The sequence below is a fragment of the uncultured Capnocytophaga sp. genome, assembly GCF_937936315.1.
In the GTDB taxonomy this organism is placed as follows: domain Bacteria; phylum Bacteroidota; class Bacteroidia; order Flavobacteriales; family Flavobacteriaceae; genus Capnocytophaga.
In genome coordinates this window covers 20,954-29,057 of record NZ_CALGWU010000064.1, presented here as the reverse complement: position 1 = coordinate 29,057, position 8,104 = coordinate 20,954, and the positions used below count along the sequence as shown (strand labels likewise).

Genomic DNA, 8,104 nt, shown 5'->3' with positions numbered 1-8,104 from the left:
GGTAAAAATAACCGAAAAATAAAATTTATTGATTTGATTAAATAATATAAATTATCGGTGCAAAAATACACATAATTCCCAAAATTCCAAATATGCTAATTTGCTAATTTCTCTATTTTCTCTCGTTCTTCGCTATAAGGAATTTCGCATTGTAGGGCTTTTTGAAAGAGCTGGTGAGCGGTAGAAGTGTCGCCTTGGGCTTGGTAGGCTTTCCCTAAAAGATAATAGGCTTTCCAATAATGAGGGTTGAGGGCAGTGATGTGTTTTACTTTGTCTATGACTATAGGGGTATGCTCTCGCAAGTGGTTTTCTATTTGCTGTTCTAACAGTCGGTAGGCTTCGTAATCTTTGAAGGCTTGGCTGTAGAGAAAGGGGTCGGCAGGGATATTCAAAGAGGGGTTTTGAGGGTAGGGCGTGTGAGAGGGGTAGCTGCTACCAGAGAATATCTGTTTCAAATCATAGGCTACAAAAGTGCCCAACTGATAAGGAGCCGTTGATACCCATACCAAGCGTTCTTGTGGTTTGAAAATAACCGCGTGATGTGCCAAAAGTTGGTTGAGAGCTTTCTCATTGCCATAGCCTATAGAATCGCCGTGTAGCCCCTCGGTACTACGCAAAAGAGCAGCCATTTTTGAAGGAGTTAGTTTAGGCTCTTGTGTTAGAAACTCCTGCATTTTGGCATAGCGATAGGCTGAGTGCGAGGTGTTTATTTGTTTCAGATTTTTCTTATCGGTTTTATAAGGTTCACTTTGGAAATGGTTGGCGCAGACTACAGCATTAGGAGCTTCGTATACTCCAAACTTTTTAGGAGAGACTTCAATAATCACCGCTTTGCCATCGGCGGCACTTCCTACCATTATAGCCTCAGACACAAAGACTTTGCGCTTTTTGGCTATAGCAATCGCCTCGTCTATATTTTTAGCATATTGCAAAATCTCACGACAGAGGAGTGAAATGGGAGTACGGGCTTTAAGAGGAATAGACGATTTCCCAGCATTGATAGTAACTGTAAGTCCTTCGAGATTCATACCCGAAAGCACGCCTATCATTCCGCCCCAAGCGTAACTCATAAAGGGAATACCTTCCTCAGGGCGGACAAAGCGGACAATCTTTTCGGTAGCAAAATCATCGGAGAGGTAAAAATCGAAATTGCGACCAATGAGCAGCTGACCGTCTTCAGTTTTATCACCCCAAACTGCTAATGATGAACAACCTACAAGCATCAAATCTTGCAAAGCGTGCCCCAAATCGTGGGCGGAATGCAAGTAGAGCGTACGCTGATAGGCAGGAGCTAAGTAGTTGAAAATCGTATCGGAGTATTGGGCTTGCCCCCACAATTCTTGTTTAAAGGGCGGAATTATACAATTGTTGATATCGCGGTTGAACCATTTGATGAACTTGCGCAAGAAACGCTGTTTGCGTTCAGAAGGTACAAAATGGTTCAGCTTGGTGAAGAGCAAACTGTCTTGACGGCGGTACAGAGGCTGAGTAAGAGCCCCCGAATTGAGTCCTAATTGATAGGGATTCCCCGAAAGGTAGAGTTCCCATAAGCCTTGTTGGCTTTTAGCTATATAATTATCACCAAAATACCGCAGCGAGTCATTTATTGCGGTAATTTGAGGTTTCTGGTATGGATAGGCTACCTCAGGCGGAGTGATTTTCTTGTAGAAAATACCGCAGGAAGTAAGGGTAAAAAGTAAGAGGTAACAAGTAAGAGATAAGAGTTTGAGATGTTTCATTTTTTAAAAAATAGCCAATGAACTAACATACTGTTCATTGGCTAATTTATTGATAGTTATAGGATAACTATAACAATTTATTTTTGATCAGATATTCGGCGATTTGTATAGTATTTGTGGCAGCACCTTTGCGGAGGTTATCGGCAACTACCCAAAAGTTAAGCGTATTAGGTTGTGACTCATCACGACGGATACGCCCTACAAACACATCGTCTTTGCCGTGAGCGTACAAAGGCATAGGGTAAGTATTGGTTTCGGTATTATCTTGCACTTTGATACCTGCTGATTGCGCTAAGAGAGTGCGTACTTCATTTATATCAAAATCGGTTTTGAGTTCTACATTCACTGCTTCGCTGTGACCACCTACTACCGGTATACGTACGGCTGTGGCTGTAACGGCAATACTATCGTCGCGCAATATCTTTTTGGTTTCACGCACGAGTTTCATTTCTTCTTTAGTATAGCCATTCTCCTCAAACACATCGCAGTGCGGAATAGCATTGCGGTGAATTTGGTAGTGATAAGCCATTTCACCTTTTTCGCCTTTGTACTCGTTCTCTAACTGACGTACCGCTTTCACCCCTGTACCCGTAATCGACTGGTAAGTAGAGACTACCACGCGCTTGATGCCGTATTTGCGTTGTAAAGGAGCTAAAGCAACGAGCATTTGGATAGTAGAACAATTGGGGTTAGCGATAATTTTGTCGTCTTTGGTAAGGACATCGGCGTTGATTTCGGGGATTACCAATTTTTTGGTAGGATCCATACGCCAAGCCGAAGAGTTATCTACTACAGTAGTACCTACTTGAGCAAACTTAGGCGCCCATTCTTTAGAAACAGAAGCGCCTGCTGAAAAGAGGGCTACATCGGGTTTGAGTGACACGGCTTGTTGCAAGCCAATCACAGTATATTCAGTGCCTTTAAAGACGATTTTTTTGCCTACAGATTTTTCTGAGGCTACAGGAATTAATTCGGTTACAGGAAAATTGTGTTCTGCAAGTACTTCTAACATTACGTTACCTACCATTCCGGTAACGCCTACTACAGCTACTCTCATATATTTTAGTATTTAGTTTTTTTAGTATTCTACGAATTTTGTGTTTTTCACAGAAAAGCAATGTATAAAGATTGCTTTGATAATCAAAGTAATTTCAATATTTTTTCTATCCAAAAGGTATCAGTAGGAGAAATAATAATCACTTTAAAATCATATTGTTCTGCCTCTCTTTGCACGCCTTGAGCATCATCTATATGAAGGTCAAAACCAAAAGCTTTAGGATACTTAGAAGCGTTAATTTTCAAAGATTGTAAAGTGTGCTCATTTTCTTTTTGAGTAATAATCTTCCCTATTTTGATGCCATAATATCGAAACATTCGTCTTATATAGGGTTTACTTCTCAGCGAAGTAGTGTAGATATGCACCTCATTACCTTGAGATTGCAGTATTTTGATAAGAGTTTTCGTCCCTTTACGGATAGGCTCTATTCCCAATAACTTCGCCCGCCACGATCTTTTTTCAGTAGGAAATTCATTATTGTAAGGAATAAGTGTCCCGTCTAAATCAAAACTTATCTGCATTACTATTGCCTATCACCTATTTCTCCAACGCTTGTTTGAAATCTTCAATCAAATCCTCGGCATCTTCAATCCCCACAGCTACACGGATAAGGGTGCGCGTAACACCACGTGCCACTTTTTCTTCTTCTGGAAACTCAGTGTGAGTGAGGGTACTAGGGTGAGTTACCAAGGTTTCTACACCGCCTAAACTCACTGCAAAAAGAGCTACTTTCAAACTCTCGAAAAAGGCTTTGGCTTTAGCTTCACTCTTTACCGTGAACGAAAATACCGACCCGCCTCCCGAAGCCTGACTTTCGTGCACTGCCTTGCCTTTGTTATGTGCCTCAGTAGGGTAATACACTTTCTCTACTTCGGGGTGAGAGCGCAAGAAATCAAGAAGTTTAAGGGTATTTGCTTGGGCTTTTTCGACTCTTAATTTGAGGGTTTTCATACTGCGAAGTAACAACCAACTATCGAAAGGTGAGAGAATTGCCCCTATAGCTACTTGGGCAAAACTTATTTTCTCGGCAAGCTCGTCGCTATTCACCACCACAGCTCCTGCGATAATATCATTGTGTCCTCCCAAAAACTTGGTTGCACTGTGCAATACTATATCTGCCCCTAACTCTAAAGGGCGTTGCAACACGGGCGACATAAAAGTATTATCGACCATTGAAAGCAGGTTGTGGCGTTTAGCGATAGCTACCACGCCGCGTATATCGGTAACTTCTAAAAGGGGATTGGAAGGAGTTTCTATAAAAATAGCTTTGGTATTAGGGCGCACAGCGGCTTCTATCTGTTGTAAATCGGTAGTATCTACAAAGGTTGCCTCGAAACCAAACTTATTGAATATATCGTTGATAATACGATAAGTACCTCCGTAAATATCCAAACTAAGCACAAAGTGATCGCCTGCCTTGAACATTGTAAACACCGAGGTGGTCGCTGCCATCCCTGAAGAAAATCCAAAACCGTGTTTGCCATTTTCTAAAAGGGCAATCATCGTTTCGAAATCTTTGCGGGTGGGATTGGACACGCGAGAGTATTCAAACTCTTGCCACTCGTTATAAGTTTTGATAGGAAAAGTAGTAGCCAAATTAAGGGTACTTCCCCAGTTTTCAATGCCTTTTTCAGGGGTTCTCACTCCATGAATTGCTTTAGTTTCAAAATTCATATTTTCTGTTATTTACAAAAACAGCGACAAAAGTAAGAATATTTTATCAATTACCAAATTTTATACGATAGGTTTTAAGAGATAAGAATTTGGAGAGACAGCACAGAAATTATCAATCGTTAATTGCTTATTAACAATTGTTTTACTACCTTTGTGCCCTGATGAAAAAAATATTTCTATTTGCATTCGTTCTCTGCCTTATAGCTTGCAACAAAAAGCAAGCAATTCCTGAGGCTATGTACTTTTGGAAAACGAACCTTTCGTTTACCGAAGATGACAAGGCGTTCTTAAAAGAACACGCCGTGAAAAAAATCTATGTGCGCTATTGTGATGTAGGGCTTAGAGATGAACAAGCCGTACCCATTGCGCCCATAGAAATCGATACCTTTAGCACACGCGGATTGGCAATTGTACCTGTAATCTACATCAAAAATGAGGTGTTTGAGGATATAGCAACCGCACAATATGCACCGCAACGTTTTTGGGGAACAGAAACGCTCAGCGAAAATGTGGCTAAATATATTGAGCAAATCAACAACTATTATCATCTCACTGTAAATGAGGTGCAGTTTGATTGCGATTGGACGCTCAACACTAAGGAGTATTACTTCAACTTCCTCAAGCTTTTCAAAGAAAAAAATCCTAATTTACAACTCTCGGCAACCATACGTTTGCATCAAGTAAAATACAAAGATGATACGGGCGTACCCCCCGTAGATTACGGGGTGCTGATGTACTACAATATGGATAAAATCACCGCCACGGGAGCTAATTCTATCTACAATCGCGCAACTGCCAAACGCTATATCAGTTCACTAAAAAGTTACCCTTTACAGCTGAATATCGCTCTACCGATGTTCTCTTGGGGAGTACATTCAGTACGCGGTGAGGTGGTGAATTTGGTTAGCGGACTTACTTCTGCTGAAATCAAAACTCTTAAAGGCGTAGTCGCTACCGACATCCCTAATGTTTATGAAGTAAAAACACAAACCTACTACAAAGGACGCCTTTGGCAAGCTGGCGACCGCATCAAAATAGAGGAAGTAACCGATGCTGAACGCAAAGAAATGCAGGACGATTTGCTGAAAAATATGAAAAGCCAACCCAAAGAAGTGATTTGGTTTAGGTAAAAAACAACCCACAAAAATGACACAAAAACGAATTATCAAATTAGCTTTTTGCCTCCTTACTTCGATAGCAGGAATAGGAGCATATTTGTATGCTTGCGGATGGTTTCCGCCTGATTGGTATGTTACTAACTCGGCATTCTCACCTGAGGTTACTGTACCTAAGGGAGTATACAACAGTCTGTTTTACAGCGTAGAACACAGTTTCAACGGCTATGTAGGAATAGATTCCGACCGTTATACGGAAGATGATTTAGCCGACTGGTGTGCTTATGTAGGCAAGGCGATGCCTCGTGAGCAAATTCGCCATTTGATGTATGACAGAGAAGCGATTGACGAAGTGTTACAACTAAAACATTCTAAAAAATTCACTGATAAACGGGTGCAGAACTTCCTTACTTTTTTAGAAATTACTCGTGGCAATGAGGTGGTTACAGGCAGTAGCTATTACGACCCTTGGGATTACGAGAACAGAAACTACCAACGATTGCAAAATACTGAACCTCAGCGTGTAGAAGCACTCTACCGCAGTCTAACCTCCGATGCTTTTTTTGCTAATCGTATATGGTTTCAAGCCGTGCGTTTGAAATTCTATTCAGAAAACAGAAGTTCCGTAATTCCTTTCTTTGAAGAAACAGCAGCTTCCCAACCTAAAAACTCGCTCTACTACCGCGCTATGCACTATGTAGCAGGAGCTTACATAGCCGAAAAACACTACCCTCAGGCTAATGTACTCTTAGCCGAAATATTTGATACCACTCCCGAATTAAGAACGACCGTAGGGTATGATTATCGTCCGTTACCCGATAGAGAAATTGCACAAATCGCCCAAAAACTCTCTCCTCGTGTACAATGTGCCTTATGGGCAATGCAAGGTTTCTACACGAACAACGAGGCTAATTGTTTGCTAAAAATCCTCACTATCGACCGCCAATCACCTCACGTTGAGTTCCTGCTCACCCGCTTTATAAACAAAATGGAGTACAAACTCAATATATTCGACCGATATGGCGATGATTTGGAATCTATCAAAGCCTATCATCAGCACGCTCGCAAAGTGAGCACCCAAGTTTTCTCTACCGATTGGCTATTGCTCTTAGCCCGTGAAGGCGACCGGCTTTCCAATCCCTATTTGTGGAAAGTAGCAGGGGGATATGTAGCAATGTTTAGAGGTGAATTTTCTTTGGCACGTCAGTTTTTGCAAGAAGCCGAAAAATACGTTGAGGGCAATGAGCAAAAAAGTCAGTTGTACCTCTTACAAGCGATGAACGAAGTATCGAGTTTGCAACACATTGATGCTGCTGCCGAAAAACAGCTGACTCTACCTATGCAGCGCGTGTGGAACAACCTCTATTTCTACCGCGACGACGATTTTTGTTACGACGGTTCTTTAGTGTATGACAAGTACAAAGCCGAATACCTCAATTACCGCAAATTTACTAACGATTTGCGCTATGATTATGCCTTTATCTTTATGCGTAAATACCTCCGAGTGCTCTATCAGGCACAAGGCAATGCCCTAATGGCTGAACTCACTCACCCCAAACGCGGTTTTTTCATCAGTGAAGCTAACTATAAGGCTTTTGACGAACTAACTCACAACCCTCACAAAACCGACTGGCAGGCACTTTGGATCAACTATTATCCTTATACCAAAGGAGATATATACGAGTGTCGTGGAATTTATCTATTCCGCCAAGACCGCATAGACGAGGCGCTGGCATTGTTTGAGAAAATACCTTGGGAAACCCGCGGTGCAGAGTATGATTCGGGAAAAGACAAATTAGTGAATGAAAAACGCCGCTTGAGTGAGAAAGCCTTAGCAGTCAGTCCGTTTAAAGGAGGAGTGTATGATATGTATTACTACGATTATATCACCCCTCCTCGCGTGGAATACACTAAGATTTCCTTCTTGCGCAAAGCCAAGCAACTAAAAGACCGTATAGCGCAAGGTAAAGATGTATATCACAACACCATACAATTAGGTAACGCTTTTTGTAACACCTCGTTTTACGGCGTTTCTCGTCAGTTTTACCACAACGAAATCATAGGCGAATGGAGTGCTTTAAGACTTGAAAACAAAGAGAACTACGCCCCTCTTTTGGATATGACCACTGCTAAAAAGTATTTTCGGATTGCTCTTACAATAGCAAGCACTGATGAACAGCGCGCTGAAGCTGCCTTCTTGCTCGGAAAAGCCGAACGCAACGAGTATTTCGCTCAGTTGAATCATTACGACATCCCTGAGAAAAAACGAAAATGGGTAGATCAATGGGAAGGTTTCCATATACTCGCCAAATACCCTAACACTCAGTATTATAAAGAAGCCATTAAGGAATGCGGTTGGTTTGCAGATGTTGTATACTTGTATAATGATTAAATAATTAGAAATAAGCACTATACTTGTAAGCCGTATTTGGCTGTATGAAGAAAAAGTATTACTTTTGCGATATAAAATAAAGAACTAGAAGACATACGTTCCGTACGTGAAGCTAAAGGAGAAGAAA

The 8,104-nt window shown here is 41.4% G+C and carries 6 protein-coding genes; 2 read left to right on the top strand and 4 right to left on the bottom strand.

Annotation, left to right across the window (positions count from 1 at the left end; genetic code table 11):
- Positions 1-95 precede the first annotated feature (95 nt).
- The 4 genes from Q0162_RS13095 to Q0162_RS13080 form a co-directional block, all read right to left on the bottom strand.
- Complete coding sequence (locus Q0162_RS13095; RefSeq protein WP_297892587.1) at positions 96-1,739, bottom strand: C45 family autoproteolytic acyltransferase/hydolase; 1,644 nt, start codon at positions 1,737-1,739, stop codon at positions 96-98.
- Positions 1,740-1,806: 67 nt separating this feature from the next.
- On the bottom strand, positions 1,807-2,796 hold the full coding sequence (locus Q0162_RS13090) for an aspartate-semialdehyde dehydrogenase (protein ID WP_297892584.1): 990 nt from the start codon (positions 2,794-2,796) through the stop codon (positions 1,807-1,809).
- An 83-nt stretch (positions 2,797-2,879) separates the two neighbouring features.
- Entirely contained in the window at positions 2,880-3,317 is a 438-nt protein-coding gene (locus tag Q0162_RS13085; RefSeq protein WP_297892582.1) for an HAD family hydrolase, read from the bottom strand.
- A gap of 16 nt (positions 3,318-3,333) precedes the next feature.
- Positions 3,334-4,470 (bottom strand): PLP-dependent aspartate aminotransferase family protein, encoded by a 1,137-nt coding sequence (locus tag Q0162_RS13080; protein ID WP_297892579.1) that lies wholly within the window; start codon positions 4,468-4,470, stop codon positions 3,334-3,336.
- 161 nt (positions 4,471-4,631) lie between these two features.
- Between Q0162_RS13080 and Q0162_RS13075 the strand changes: the two genes are divergently transcribed.
- Together Q0162_RS13075 and Q0162_RS13070 are read left to right on the top strand one after the other, a co-directional pair.
- Positions 4,632-5,600 carry a hypothetical protein gene (locus Q0162_RS13075; RefSeq protein WP_297892576.1) on the top strand — a complete coding sequence of 323 codons (969 nt, stop codon included), beginning with the start codon at positions 4,632-4,634 and terminating at the stop codon, positions 5,598-5,600.
- A gap of 16 nt (positions 5,601-5,616) precedes the next feature.
- Entirely contained in the window at positions 5,617-7,977 is a 2,361-nt protein-coding gene (locus Q0162_RS13070) for a hypothetical protein (RefSeq protein WP_297892574.1), read from the top strand.
- Positions 7,978-8,104 lie beyond the last annotated feature (127 nt).

Bases quoted from the DNA above. Each gene is read 5' to 3' on its own strand.
- Q0162_RS13095 (WP_297892587.1), bottom strand. From the start codon at position 1,739: ATGAAACATCTCAAACTCTTATCTCTTACTTGTTACCTCTTACTTTTT.
- Q0162_RS13090 (WP_297892584.1), bottom strand. From the start codon at position 2,796: ATGAGAGTAGCTGTAGTAGGCGTTACCGGAATGGTAGGTAACGTAATG.
- Q0162_RS13085 (WP_297892582.1), bottom strand. From the start codon at position 3,317: ATGCAGATAAGTTTTGATTTAGACGGGACACTTATTCCTTACAATAAT.
- Q0162_RS13080 (WP_297892579.1), bottom strand. From the start codon at position 4,470: ATGAATTTTGAAACTAAAGCAATTCATGGAGTGAGAACCCCTGAAAAA.
- Q0162_RS13075 (WP_297892576.1), top strand. From the start codon at position 4,632: ATGAAAAAAATATTTCTATTTGCATTCGTTCTCTGCCTTATAGCTTGC.
- Q0162_RS13070 (WP_297892574.1), top strand. From the start codon at position 5,617: ATGACACAAAAACGAATTATCAAATTAGCTTTTTGCCTCCTTACTTCG.